This is a genomic window from Marinobacter panjinensis, assembly GCF_005298175.1.
In the GTDB taxonomy this organism is placed as follows: domain Bacteria; phylum Pseudomonadota; class Gammaproteobacteria; order Pseudomonadales; family Oleiphilaceae; genus Marinobacter; species Marinobacter panjinensis.
On record NZ_SZYH01000001.1, the window covers coordinates 1,138,538 to 1,151,470 of the forward strand.

Annotated in this window: 10 protein-coding genes; 3 read left to right on the forward strand and 7 right to left on the reverse strand. The window is 57.6% G+C overall.

Features of this window, described 5'->3' with window-relative positions:
- Positions 1-46 precede the first annotated feature (46 nt).
- Together FDP08_RS05130 and FDP08_RS05135 are read right to left on the reverse strand one after the other, a co-directional pair.
- Positions 47-721: a TetR/AcrR family transcriptional regulator gene (locus FDP08_RS05130; protein WP_137434930.1), complete on the reverse strand. Its 675-nt coding sequence runs from the start codon at positions 719-721 to the stop codon at positions 47-49.
- Between the two features lie 60 nt (positions 722-781).
- Positions 782-1,675: an MFS transporter gene (locus FDP08_RS05135; RefSeq protein WP_137434931.1), complete on the reverse strand. Its 894-nt coding sequence runs from the start codon at positions 1,673-1,675 to the stop codon at positions 782-784.
- A gap of 206 nt (positions 1,676-1,881) precedes the next feature.
- Here FDP08_RS05135 and FDP08_RS05140 point away from each other — a divergent pair, with 206 nt between their 5' ends.
- Complete coding sequence (locus FDP08_RS05140) at positions 1,882-2,496, forward strand: riboflavin synthase subunit alpha (RefSeq protein ID WP_137434932.1); 615 nt, start codon at positions 1,882-1,884, stop codon at positions 2,494-2,496.
- Here the strand turns inward: FDP08_RS05140 and FDP08_RS05145 are convergent.
- From FDP08_RS05145 to FDP08_RS05160, 5 genes are all read right to left on the reverse strand, one after another.
- Entirely contained in the window at positions 2,475-3,620 is a 1,146-nt protein-coding gene (locus FDP08_RS05145) for a class I SAM-dependent methyltransferase (protein ID WP_137434933.1), read from the reverse strand. The genes FDP08_RS05140 and FDP08_RS05145 overlap by 22 nt on opposite strands.
- 194 nt (positions 3,621-3,814) lie before the next feature.
- Positions 3,815-4,861, reverse strand: a complete 1,047-nt coding sequence (locus FDP08_RS05150; protein WP_137434934.1) for a methyltransferase — start codon at positions 4,859-4,861, stop codon at positions 3,815-3,817.
- A 69-nt stretch (positions 4,862-4,930) separates the two neighbouring features.
- A complete protein-coding gene (locus FDP08_RS20290) occupies positions 4,931-5,107 on the reverse strand; it encodes a hypothetical protein (protein WP_170978939.1) in 177 nt (58 codons plus the stop codon).
- Between the two features lie 121 nt (positions 5,108-5,228).
- The gene (can, locus tag FDP08_RS05155; RefSeq protein WP_137434935.1) at positions 5,229-5,906 is read right to left on the reverse strand and encodes a carbonate dehydratase; all 678 of its coding nucleotides are present in this window, start codon (positions 5,904-5,906) and stop codon (positions 5,229-5,231) included.
- Positions 5,907-5,971: 65 nt separating this feature from the next.
- Positions 5,972-10,858 carry an NAD-glutamate dehydrogenase gene (locus tag FDP08_RS05160; RefSeq protein ID WP_137434936.1) on the reverse strand — a complete coding sequence of 1,629 codons (4,887 nt, stop codon included), beginning with the start codon at positions 10,856-10,858 and terminating at the stop codon, positions 5,972-5,974.
- A 144-nt stretch (positions 10,859-11,002) separates the two neighbouring features.
- Here FDP08_RS05160 and FDP08_RS05165 point away from each other — a divergent pair, with 144 nt between their 5' ends.
- Together FDP08_RS05165 and FDP08_RS05170 are read left to right on the forward strand one after the other, a co-directional pair.
- Positions 11,003-11,965, forward strand: coding sequence for an AAA family ATPase (locus FDP08_RS05165; RefSeq protein ID WP_137434937.1), 963 nt, complete (start codon positions 11,003-11,005; stop codon positions 11,963-11,965).
- Positions 11,966-11,975: 10 nt separating this feature from the next.
- Positions 11,976-12,920, forward strand: coding sequence for a DUF58 domain-containing protein (locus FDP08_RS05170; protein ID WP_137434938.1), 945 nt, complete (start codon positions 11,976-11,978; stop codon positions 12,918-12,920).
- Positions 12,921-12,933 lie beyond the last annotated feature (13 nt).

Sequence of the window (12,933 nt, forward strand, 5' to 3'; positions counted from 1 at the left end):
TCCCGGCAGACGAGTCAGACCGGAAGCCTAACCGAGAGTGGGCAATTCAGGCAACTGAGCTTTTATGGGCAGGGGGCAACAGCATGGCGTCCTCGGCCTGCATTCCGGCAGCAAGGAATGGCACCAGTCTGGCCGCGATTTCCTGAACCGTGGTTTCCACGCCCAGCTTGTTCTGCAGGATATCCCTCAGGGCGTCGCTGCTGGACATGGTAAAGGCCGTGGCACCTAGCATGAACTGAATCCGCCAGTAGCGATCCACAGACGACAGCTGCGGCGTGGCCTCTTTAAGCAGGCGCATGAAACGGCTGAATGGCTGGCTGTATTCCTGCTCGAGAAATTTGCGGAGATGCCCCTGGGACTGGGTGTAGGCCAGGCCAAGCAGGCGCATGAAGATGGAGATGCCCTTCTCATTGCGCTGGGGCATACGCACAGCACTTTCTGTCAGTGCCCACAGGGTCTGGTTCAGCGTGGGTGGTTCGCCATCACAGCGCGCCTCGAGATCATCAAAGGCGTTCTCGAGTGTCGCCGAAAATGGCGTGAGAAAGCGGGCGAACACCGCATGAATCAGGGCATTCTTGGAGCCAAAATGATAATTGACAGCGGCCAGATTTACCTTAGCCTTACTGGTAATCATCCGCAGGGAGGTTTCAGAAAACCCCCGCTCTGCGAAAAGCTCTTCCGCTGCATCCAGAATCCGGTCAACCGTATCAGACTGCGCCATTTTATTATCAATGCCTCTAGCAAACGTCTGTTTGAAACATACGTTTGACCGGCAATCTTGTCAAGCTCTGGCTTCCGGCTCGGACGCCACTGATTCCCAGCCCTTGTCGATTGCCTGCTGATGCCCTTCGAAGAAAGCCTGCTGGGCCCGGGTGTAGGCTTTCTCCGCCTCAAGAATATACACCAGATAGAGACGGACATGTTCCCGGCGTGTCATATTCCTGGCCAGTACCCGGCGCTCAGACAGTGCCAGGAGTTCACTGAAACGCGTGGCCTTGAGAGTCGGATTGAATTCAGCCATGCGGGCACATTGCCACACCAGGCCTTCTTTTCCTTCCAGGTGCTCAATGTGTTTGCGTGCGTCCCGCATTAGCCGCTGACGGCGGATGATCAGGTCCATGTACGACGGGCGGGAGGTGTACAAACGACGAACTGACGGCACCCCCATCAACAGGATAACAGCAAAGGCACCAAATCCACCGCCAGCAATCCAGGCAGGCACGAAACCGGTCATACCACTTAAAAAGACAATCGCTGCCAGCAACGCACTGAACAGCCACAAATCCCGGTTCCGCCGTGCCGAAGAGAGCGAGTAGTTGTCGGGCCAGTCCGGCAATGCCAGCAGTTCAAAGTCCAGCAGTAACACCCGGTCGCACTGCCGCAGCATCAGCCTCAGCTTTCGCTGGCGGGATTCTGCCAGGGTTTTTTCGATATTCCTGGAATCATCGCTGTCCGTCTCCAGCTCACCGGAGCCTGTGGCAGCCGCTGTGTCGTTCCGGCCGGGTACGGAGACCTCCTGGCCAGTTTCAGAGGGCACGGCGTCGGTGGATGAGGCATCGGCAGTCACATCCCGCCCTTCAGGCGCAGGGGGCTGAGGATCCGCAGGACGCCCTTTCCGCAGCAGGGGCTCCTCCGGATTGGTGCTCTGCCGGACTGTACTCTGATTCTCTGCCATTACTGGTTACCCGTTAACGATGCCCGGGCCAACAGCTTCTTATCTGTGCCCGCTTTCATTGTCTATCGACCACACCGGAGGATCCTTGAGCCCGAGGGGATGGCGGCGTAGTGCCAAACACGGCTTGGCATGTCGCCATGCTATCGCTATCCTTGCTTCTTCCAGTGTAGCCGGGACCGGCCACTAACGTCGTTAGAGGGGACTGAATGTTTACAGGTATTGTTCAGGGTGTTGCCACCATTGACAACCTGGCCGCCGAGCCGGGGCTCAGCAGCTTCGCGATCCGTTTTCCCGAAGAGCAGGTTCACGGCATTACGATCGGGGCGTCTGTCGCTATCAATGGCACCTGCCTGACCGTCACCCGGCAGGAAGGCAGCCGGCTATACTTCGATGCCATGCAGGAGACTCTGCGGGCAACCACCCTGGGGGACTTGAAACCCGGGGACCGGATAAATTTCGAAAGGGCTGCCAGGATCGGCGACGAAATTGGCGGGCATCTGCTGTCCGGACACATTCATACCACCGCAGACATCGTGGCAATCGACCGCCCCGAGAACAACTGCACCCTGGAATTCGAAGTGCCGGAATCCTGGGCCAGATACATCTTTCCCAAGGGCTACATTGCCATTAACGGATGCAGCCTCACCATCGGGGAGGTTCGGGGTAACCGTTTCAACGTGTACCTGATTCCGGAAACCCTGCGGGCCACGACCTTTGGTGACGTCTCCGTTGGCGACCGGGTAAACATCGAAATTGACAGCCAGACCCAGACCATCGTCGATACTCTGGCACGAATGGGCTACGACCGACCGGCCTCCTGATTGCCAGCTTCGAATACCACAAATTTCGGGTCCGCATCCAGCTGGCGAACCGTTGAAAAAAAACGCCTGAGGCTGCGGTGATACCCCAGATGACGATTACCCACCATCAGCATTCGTCCGCTGGGTTCCAGGTGGCGGGCGACCTGCCGGAACAGCCGCAGCGCAATATGATCCCCGACCACACCGCCTTCGTGGAATGGAGGATTCAGTAATACCAGCTCAAAACGGCCGGCATCTTCAGGAATACAATCATTATGGTGGAATGCAACCTCGGCCCCGGGGAAGGCCTCTGAAACATTGTCACGGGCACTGACCACAGCCTGGCTGGAGACATCTGAAAAGGTCACAGCCAACTCCGGGTTTGCCGCCAGCGCCGTCAGGCCCAGCACACCATTGCCGCAGGCAAGATCCAGAACCCTGGCACCGGCAGGCAGACCGGCAGCCTCACGTTTAACCAACGGCAGAAGCAGCCGGGTGCCAATATCCAGTTTGTCCCTGGCGAACACGTTGGGCATCGCACTTATTGTTTGTTCTGAGTCCGGTAGCAGGTACCCCTTCCATAAATCATCCCAGTTTCTCAGGGTCTGATCCCCTGGCGCAGCGACAATCACCCTTGCCTTTTTGCGGGCCGGGCATACTTCCCGGGTGTGCACCAGGTCCGCGAATACGCCGGCACTGCTGTCCGGCAGATGCTTGATCATCCCCCCGGCGATGAGCACCCCGTCAGAGTCAAGAACGCCGTTCACCCATCGCAGCACGCAGATCAGATAGTCCACCTGCCTGGGAATACGCATCACCACCAGATCAAATGGGCCTTCCGGTGGCGCCAGCCAGCTTGATGGCGCTGCCACATCCTGTCCGGAGGGTGTGTTGGTGATCAGTGCAGACGCCAGCGAACTGCTGTCCGCAAAGGAAACCGGCGTAAATGACGCCAGCCCGAGCGTCAGTGCGCCGAACTGGTCGTCAACGATGAGTACGCGGGGACAGGATTCCGGGGTAAAACGCGCATAGACCTGCTCCAGCAGCAGCTCATCAGCCGCATCCCAGGCCCGCAGGGAGCGACCACCGCCAGGGCGCTTCAGAGGCAGGGAGAGACCACTCACTTCCAGCACGTCACTTGTCATTTCGGGCTTCCGTTGTTCTATTTTGAAACTGCGGACATTCTAGGCTGATTATTCTAGAAATTAACCCTACTCTGTGCAGACGATTTCAGGTTGCTCCGTTTTATTTGGAAGCCAACCTTTTTTGCCCCTCACCCCAGGGGCTTTTTTTTGCTCCGGAAATCTGTCGCGTTCTCAGCCAGACATGGACCCGCGGCTCAGCGACGGCAGGCGGACCAGACGGTAAAACGCTTGTCGGCGGTAATGGCCTTAACCGGCCCCACATGGCGGCGAATCAGCTCCTGGTACGGCAGGAAGCTGTTGGCCACCAGCCGTAACTCACCCCCCGGTTCCAGGTGCTCTGCCACCTGCTTCAGAAACTGTTCTGTCATCGATGTATCTGTCCGGATACCCGTGTGAAAGGGCGGGTTACTCACTACCGCAGCGTATTTACCCTGCACACGGTCCAAACCATCCGAGGCGGTAATAACACCGCTAACATTGGCGCGCCGATAGGTAGAACGGGCGCAAATCACAGCCTGGGACTGCACATCCACTCCATCCACGGGCGTTTCTGGCTGTCCCTGTTTGCGCTGGCAGAGCTGAAGCCAGGTACCGATAACCCCGGCGCCACAGGCAAAATCCAGCACCGGCCCCGCTTTCAGGGGGAACTCGGAGAGTGAGTCGAGGAGCCTGGTAGTACCGGCGTCCAGCTCACCGGCGCTGAAAATTCCAGGCAATCCGGCCACCTCGAAGTGGATACCGGCTGATTCAACCAGGTGCCATTCCAGCCACTGGCGCACATCGAACGCTTCCGATGGTTCCAGGTTAGCAGCCTGCCAGACCTGGCAATGCCGGGCGCTGTCTATCTTGACGGCCTGGGGCGCCACGGTTTTGAGCTGTTTCACGGCGCCGGAGATGCCTTCCTTTTTTTCACCCACAAGAATCAGCCGGGCATCCTTTGCCGCAAGCCAGCGCGCAAGCTCCAGCCGCAGTGCCAGTTCGGCCCGAGCCTTGGGAAGGAAAACCACCACCGTATCAGCGCCGGCCGGGGCCAATGCAGCGTCGTCATAGCCGAATACGGCGGTCCAGCCATCAATGGTATTGAGTTGCTGCCAGAGACCAAAGTGCTCAGTCAGTACCAGACCAGACTGTGCAAGGATGGGAACCAGGGAAATATCGACAGGGCCAAGCACTGCCAGACGGCCGCGCAGGTGTTCGTGGTTTTTCAGGAGTGCTTCGTGGGAGTTGGGTAACACAGACATTGTTGGGCTATTCCGGTCTCGGTATCAGGCGGAATACTCTAACCGGAATAAAGCCCGGAGTCTCGATCCTTACTTGTAACGCGCGACCGTATTGGCACGCAATGCATCTTCGGGAGACATCCCCCAATCCTCGGAGGAAGCGGGCTGGGATGCGGCGTGGTTGGTTCTGCGACGGGCCTCTGCCATCTGCGACGCTTTACGCTGGCTCAGTGCGCTAAGGGCTTTCTGCATGATTTCTCGCATCATTAACCTCCTCGATTGCTACAAACCCAGTGTAACAAGCAAGGTAGCGAGTAACTGTGATGACTGCGAGGGTCAGATAGTGACGCCCGTCACGAATAATTGACACAATTTGACACCATTGGTGTCACTTTTTTTGACGCCCAGAGCGAACCGGCCTTAACACCAGTTCGTCAACGCTGTTCTGCTTGACGCTCTCGCGGTCCGCTTCGGAGGCAATGGAAAGACCCATATCCCGCAGGATACCGTCGGCCACGTCATAGACGAAACCATGAACGGTCAGCGGCTGCCCTCTGCGCCAGGCTTCCTGGACAATGCTGTTCTGGCACACATGCCCGACCTGCTCAACCACGTTAAGCTCGCACAACCGATCAACGCGGTCCTGGTCCGTCGCCAACCCGTCGAGCACATGCTGATGCTTGTCACGAACGTCCTGAACGTGCCGCAACCAGTTCGATATCAGCCCAAAGCCTTCGTCATGCAACGCCGCCTTGACGCCACCACAACCGTAGTGACCCACAACCAGGATGTGCTTCACCTTGAGTACGTCAATGGCGAACTGGAGTACCGACAGACAATTGAAATCGGTGTGCACCACCACGTTCGCGACATTGCGGTGCACAAACAGCTCACCGGGCATCAGATCAACGATCTGGTTCGCCGGCACCCGGCTGTCTGCACACCCGATCCAGAGATACTCAGGGGCTTGCTGATTGGAAAGCCGTGTGAAAAACTGCGGGTCCTGACTCTTGATGCTGTCCGCCCACGCCCTGTTTTTATCCAGCAATTTATCGAGCTGCCCCATCGAACCTCCTGTCTGCATATTTACGATGCCGGAATTGAACGGCAATCAACGCCACAAAGCAATACTCAAGTAGTCGCACTGAGTGCGTCGTCGTGGTGTTCGTGCATGGTAGTCTGTGCCAGGTCCAGCAACTCTCTCAGAGCCACCGAGAACATCGCGTATTCCGGTTCCCTGACGCCCTTGAGCTCGGTCAGCATGGATTTCCAGCGGTTGATCATGGCGGCGTGCCTCTGCATCCAGTTCTCGACACAACCATTGACGTCAGCTGGCTTCTCGGCAAGCTTGAGCACGCCTGTGGTCAGTGCCCGCTGTTGCCAGTCCAGGTCTTCCCGGAAGCTCTCCCGCGCCAGTGCCTGCCAGTGGGAGCCGGGCACCAGTTCCGCGATGGCTTTGGCGAACCAGTTCAGGTCCAGCTTGTCGCCAAGGTCATAATAAAGGTTGGCAACGGTTTTCAACGGCATGCCAGTGGCCTCCCTGGCTTCTATAATACCCAGCGATGAATACAGGTAGCTGGTGCCGGACACCACAGAGGCAAGCTCCGTCGGCAATCCCGACTCAACCAGTGCATCGTGTCGCTTCTTCCAGTCTGCCCTGGCCTGGTCTCCCAGATAATCCGGCAGGTCCGCCGTGATTTTCCACACACTGTCGGCAAACCGCTCCATATGGCTCTGGATACTGAGTTCAGCCCGGCGGTTACGAAGCAACCAGCGAACCGCCCGGCGGATCAGTCGCATGAGGTCGCCCATCAACTCCATCTGCAAGTTTGCCGGAATGAAGTAGTCCAGGTATTCAATCTTGTCCCACCAGGTATCGAGGCGGAACACGTCCCGGGCAATGATCCACGCCAGCGCAATGGAACCGGCATCGGCACCGGTAGACTGCTTCAGTCTCTCAACAAAGGTAATGCCCATGTGATTGACCATATCATTCGCAATCTGGGTGGCGATGATCTCGCGACGCAACTGGTGCTCGCCCAGCTCCTTTGAAAACTTGCGGGTGAGCTCTTGCGGAAATACCTTGTACATCTCCCCCGCCAGCGAGGGTTCGTCGGGGAGGCTGCTGTTGATAAGGGTCTGTTTCAGGTCACCCTTGACGTAGGAAATCAGCACCGAAAGCTCGGGACGCGTCAGCCCTTTCTTGTCCAGCTTCCTCTCGGAGAGCGTCTCGTCATCCGGCAGGAACTCGAGGCTGCGATTGAGCTTGCCTTCGCTTTCCATGGTATTCATCAGGCGGCGGTATTCTTCCAGCCGGCTCACTGCACCCATGCTGGCAATACTGATGGCCTGGGTTTGCCGGTAGTTGTTTTTCAGCACCAGAGCGGCAACGTCATCGGTCATTTCCTCCAGCATGATGTTGCGCTGTTTGTCGGTGAGATCCCCCATGGCGACCGCATGGTTGAGCAGGATTTTCATGTTTACTTCGTGGTCAGAGCAGTCCACCCCACCGGAGTTATCGATAAAGTCCGTATTCAACCGGCCACCCTTCAGGGCAAATTCAATGCGCCCCAACTGGGTCATGCCCAGGTTGCCGCCCTCACCTACAATCTTGCAGCGGAGCTCCGAGCCGTTAATACGTAAGGCGTCGTTCGCCTTGTCCCCCACATCCGCGTGGGACTCTTCGTGCCCCTTCACGTAGGTGCCGATACCACCGATCCAGAGCAAATCCGCCTGAGACTTGAGTATATGGGTGATCAGCATGTTGGGGGGCACGCGGTCAGACTTGATGCCCAGCAGTTTCTTCATCTCCGGGCTGACCGGAATCGACTTGGCACTGCGGCTGAACACACCACCGCCCTTGGAAATCAGGCTGGTGTCGTAATCGGTCCACGAGGAACGGGGCAGCTCGAACAGGCGCTTACGCTCCTTGTAGCTTTTGTCGGTATCCGGCGCCGGGTCAATGAAGATGTGAATGTGGTTGAACGCAGCAACGAGCTTCGTCTTCTCGGACGACAGCAGGCCATTACCAAACACATCACCACCCATGTCGCCGATGCCGATGGCAGTGAATTCGTCCAGAGCGGGATTGATGCCCAGTTCGCGGAAGTGCCGCTCCACGGATACCCAGGCGCCCCGGGCCGTAATGCCCATTTTCTTGTGGTCATAGCCGTTGCTGCCGCCGGAGGCAAACGCATCCCCCATCCAGAAGCCGTACTCCGCAGCCAGACTATTGGCGATATCCGAGAAGGTCGCCGTACCCTTGTCGGCGGCTACCACCAGGTAGTGATCGTCCTCATCGTGACGGATCACCGACTCCGGCGGTTGGATGCCGGCATCCACAAGGTTATCGGTAATATCCAGCAGGCCACGAATAAAGGTTTTGTAGGCCTCGATACCTTCGGCCTGGAAAGCTTCCCGGTCCGACATGTCGGGCAGGCGTTTGGCCACAAAACCGCCCTTGGCGCCTACCGGCACAATAACGGCGTTCTTGACCTGTTGCGCCTTGACCAGCCCCAGGATCTCAGTGCGATAGTCCTCAAACCGGTCGGACCAACGCAGGCCACCGCGTGCAACTTTACCGCCACGCAGGTGCACACCTTCAACCCGTGGCGAGTAGACAAAAATCTCGAACATGGGCAAAGGCAACGGAACGTCCGGAATCTCTGACGGATCGAACTTCACGCTGATATAGGGTTTGGTGCGGCCGTCCTTGTCCGGCTGGTAGTAGTTGGTGCGCAGGGTGGCCTGCATCAGTTCCAGGAACAGCCGCAGCACCCGGTCCTCGCTGAGGTTATCTACACTGTCCAGGCCAGCATTGAACTCGATCTCCAGTTTCTGCTGGGCAGCCGCACTCTTGCCGTCACTCTGGTAACGCGCGGGATTGAAACGAACCTCGAAGAACTCGAGTAACAGGCGCGTCAGTTCCACATGGTTGACGAGGGTATTGGATATGAAGGTCTGACTGTTGGAGAAACGGATCTGCCGCATATAGCGCGCATAGGTGCGCAGCAGGGCAATTTCCCGCCAGCTCATGTAGGAGGACAACAACAACCGGTTAAAGGCATCGTTTTCCGCATCGCCGTACCAGACTCGACGGAACAGGTCTTCGAAGATAGGACGGATGCGGTGGATATCCACCGCTGCTCCGCTATGAGCCTGCAGGGTGAAGTCGTGTATCCAGACAGTCTCGCCGCGACGGTCACTGACCTCAAACGGATGCTCACCAATAACCCGGAACCCGAGATTGTCGAAAATCGGCATTACATCGGATAGCGGCAATGGCTCATCCGGATAGAAAAGCTTGAAATGCAGCGTGCTTTCGTCCTCTTCCAGCGCCCTGTAGAAGCTCATGGTGAGATGCTTTTCTCTGGCAGCTCCGGCAATGTGCTCAAGGTCTATGGCCGCCCGCCGTGGAGAGAACATGTCCTTATAGCTGGCCGGAAAGCCTGCGGAATAGAGCCGGAACATTTCGTTGCCCTGCTCTTCACCGTACGCCTCATTCAATGCTTCCAGCAGGCCATCACGCCAGGACTGGGCAAGATCAATAACCTTCTCTCGAATCTCCGAGATCGGTATCTGGCGGTTTTCCACCTGGGGCACGCGAACCGTGAACTGCACCCGTGCCAGCACCGATTCGGAGAAGTGGGTGACAAACTCGATGTCCTCCGCCTCAAGCCTGTCCCGCAACACCTGCTCAACCTTCAGGCGCAGTTCCGTGTTGTAGATATCCCGCGGGAAAAATGCCAGACAGGTGACGAACTGGCCATACACATCCTCCCGCATGAACAGCTCGATGCGACGACGTTCCTGAATGTAGAGAATGCTTTTGGCAACCGACAGCAACTCACCGGGCTCGATCTGGAATAATTCGTCCCGTGGATACACCGTGAGTATCTGATCAAGCTCTTTACCGGCGTAATCGGCCCGCAGAAAACCGGAACGCCTCATGACGGTCTGGAACTTGCGGCGCAGCAGAGGAATCTCGTCCGGCCGTTCGTTGTAGACGCGGGATGTATACAGACCCAGGAAGCGGCGTTCACCAACCACTTCACCCTTGCTATTGAACTTCTTGACCGCAATGTAGTCGGGATAAGCCGGCCTGTGCACTCGCGAGCGCTGGGCAGACTTGGCAAAGATGAAAATATCATCCGTGCGGGTCATTTCATGCCGCGTGCGTTGCGGCAATTCGTTCAGCCGCACCTTGTCCGGGCGTTCATTGTTGACCCGAAGGATACCCAGCTCGGAATTCTCAACGCGGCGGACCACCAACCCGCTCTTGTCCTTGGCAAAATCGTATTCATCGTAGCCCAGGAAGGTGAAATGGTCCCTGACCAGCCAGTCCAGGAATGCCTTCGCTTCTTCTTTCTGCTCTTCGTCGATACCGGCGGTGGTGCTGTCGAGTTCCCGACTGATTTCATTAACCTTTTCGGTTACAAGAGGGAAGTCACTGACCGCAATCCGGACTTCATGAAGAATGGTCTGAAACACGTCTTCCAGCGACCGGAGATCCTCCGGATTGCTGTGGCGGTCGATTTCCAGAACAATGAACGCCTCGTGATTGCCATCGGCGACCTTTTTCTTGGGTGGGTGCAGTTTTTTCAACTTGCCCTCAGCGTCGCGCTCCACCTGGAGAATCGAATGCTGGATCGAGTGGGTACCAATCTCACGCTGATTGATCGCTATCCGAAGAGAATCAATCAGGAACGGCATGTTCGGGTGAAGAATGAAGATGACGGAGTGGGTCGACTGCCAGCCGTCACTTTCCAGCTCGGGATTGAACACCGCCACCGGGGTTTCCTCGGCGGTACGTTTCTGCAGAAACTTCCAGGCCGCAAGAATGGCACCGTAGGTATCGGAAAAACGGCGACTCACAAGCTCTTCGAGAGGAATATGGGCATAATGCTGCTTTGCGAATTCACTGATTTTCTTCGCTTCGGTTTTCGCTATTTTTTCCGCGAAAGCTTCGTCCAGCTGCTGAAAAAACTGTTCCTTGCTGGCGATTGTCAGCGCATTCATAGTCGACCTCTATGAGTGTGAAATAAACGTAATCGGCGTACTGTCACATAAGCATAGTCAAAGCCTTGATTTTTGCGCCGCAGATGCGAAAACTGCGGCAACTACTTACGCAAACCGTCTCTGCAGTAGGAGTAGACATTCCCCATGGCATTACAGCATACGTTTGGTGAGCTCAGATCTCAGTTAGCAAAAAGAATCATAGGCCAGGAAAAGCTGGTGGACCGTTTGCTGATTGCCCTGCTCGCCGACGGCCACCTGCTGGTGGAAGGCGCACCCGGCCTTGCCAAGACAACCGCCATCAAGGCCCTGGCCGATCACCTTGAAGGTGACTTCCACCGTATACAGTTTACTCCGGACCTGCTGCCGTCAGACGTTACCGGCAGTGAGATCTACCGGGCTGAAACCGGCCAGTTCGAATTCCAGCACGGGCCGATTTTCCATAACCTGGTGCTGGCTGACGAGATCAACCGCGCGCCGGCCAAGGTCCAGTCAGCATTGCTGGAGGCCATGGGGGAACGCCAGGTCAGCGTCGGCATGCGCACCTTTCCGCTGGACCGTCTGTTCATGGTAATGGCCACCCAGAACCCGATCGAACAGGAAGGCACCTATCCGCTTCCCGAAGCCCAGCTTGACCGGTTCCTGATGCACGTGGTCATCGACTACCCTTCCGCTGATGCGGAAAAGGCGATCCTGCACCTGGCCAGAAATGACTATCGGCGCGGGCAGGTGGCCGCGGAAGTCCGTCTCACGGCTGACCAGGTTTTCGAGGCCCGGAACGAGGTCTCGGATATCTACATGTCGGAGCCGGTCGAGCAGTATCTGCTGGCCCTGGTGCTGGCAACCCGGGACCCCGCCACTCTGGACCCCGAGCTTGCCCGCTGGACTGCCTTTGGTGCCAGCCCGAGGGGCACGATTGCCCTGGATCGTTGCGCCCGGGCCATGGCCTGGCTTGATGGAAGGGATTACGTCAGCCCGGACGATGTCCGCAATATCGCCTTTGATGTGCTCAGACACCGTATCCTGCTGACCTTCGAAGCCGAAGCGGAAGGCCAGACCGCAGACGCCATCATCCAGCGACTGATCGACCGCGTTCCGGTAACCGCCTGAAACCGTGACCATGACTGCAACCGAACCAGCCACCCATATTTCCCTGCCGGAGCTGATCCGGTTACAGGCAGATGCCCGTGCCCTGAAGTTGCCAGCGGCGCGACCGGTCAGGTCCCGCCAGGCCGGACTGCAGCGTTCTCCACGTCGGGGGCGGGGAATGGCTTTTGCGGAGGTGCGTCAATATCAGCCCGGCGACGATATACGCAGCATTGACTGGCGGGTTACCGCCAGGCGGCAATCCCCCCATACCAAGCTTTATGAAGAGGAGCGCGAGCGTCCGGTACTGTTGCTGTGCGACCTTGGCCCTTCCCTGTTCTTTGCCAGTACCGGTGCCTACAAACAGGTCCGTTGTGCACAGCTGACCGGTATTCTGGCCTGGCTGGCGCTCTGGTCCGGGGATCAGGTGGGGGGTATCGTGTTCAACGGCAGCGAGCTGAGCGTTCAACGCCCTGCCCGCCGCAAGAAATCAGTGCTGCGTTTGCTTGATACCGTGGCACAGCAGCAAAGAGTATCCCGGAACGATCCGGACCTGCAGGGGGGCAGTGAGACCACTTGTGATCTCGACACCGCACTGCAGGAGGCCCGCCGGGTCGCTCACACCGGCAGTCGTATTTTTGTGATCAGTGATTTTCTCAACATTACCGCAGACACGTCACGGCTGCTCGGGTCGCTGGCACGCCACAATACCGTCAGCGCCCTCAGGGTCATTGATCCGCTGGAGCTAAAGCTGCCAGACAGCGGACGCTTCGCCATCGCTGGTGAAGACGGGCCGGTATGGTTTGACAGCAGTAATCCACGGTTTCAGCAGGCGTATGCCGAAAAGGTACGGCAGCATACCGAAGCAGTGGGCGAATGCTTCCGCACCGCAGGCGTACAACCGGCCAGCGTCATGACCGGCGACCAGCCGGCACTGATACTGCAGACACTGCTCGGCCCCCGTGGCCACATTGGATAACAGGACCGCTTCT